1 pseudogene is annotated in these 660 nt (G+C 32.7%); it reads right to left on the minus strand.

The annotated features are described in order from the left end of the window. Positions 1-37: 37 nt before the first annotated feature. A pseudogene (locus DMC01_RS12720) lies at positions 38-658 on the minus strand (transposase); the annotation flags it as partial. Between the last annotated feature and the right edge of the window lie 2 nt (positions 659-660).

Genomic DNA, 660 nt, shown 5'->3' on the forward strand with positions numbered 1-660 from the left:
CTTTAAATTTAGCTAAGCTATGTTTAGTAAAACCTCAGAAGTTCACAATTGCATTTATGTGATTCTTAGCTAAGCTAAACTCATTTTTTGAGTGTTTTACTCTAAATGTTCTTTAGCACCTTCTACTACGCAGTTGCAAGTGAAACGAAGCAAAAAATCTACAAGTTAATCATAAGCTTTCCAAGTATCACTATGAATGATAGATTCTTGCAAATTGCTAGAATCTCACAATTAGGCAAAAGCTCACTACTAGAGCAATTCTTTACTACTTGAGTATAAACGCTAGCCTAGCGTTTTAACATACCTTCTTGCAAAGGGACGAGTGTGTAACGCGAAGTAAAAATACAGGCGTTTTTTTAAATGCTCCTTTGCCTCTTTTACCACGCACTCTTTTTGCACCGAAATAACTCTCAACAATTTCTATTTCACCATTTAATTTAGAGTTTTTTTCACATTCTTGTGCAATTAAGATTCTAATTTGCTTAAAGATTCTTTATAGAGTAAGCTCTGAAATTTGAGTAATTTTTGCAATTTTAGAAGCTTTAATATCAAGGCTTCTTGCAAAGTTGCAAGACGAAACGAAGCAAAAAAATACTTCAAAATTTCCCTAAATTTCTTTTGAGACAATTCGGGAACGGACTATATACTTGTTTTTCATCG

It is taken from the genome of Campylobacter troglodytis (assembly GCF_006864425.1).
Lineage (GTDB): Bacteria > Campylobacterota > Campylobacteria > Campylobacterales > Campylobacteraceae > Campylobacter_D > Campylobacter_D troglodytis.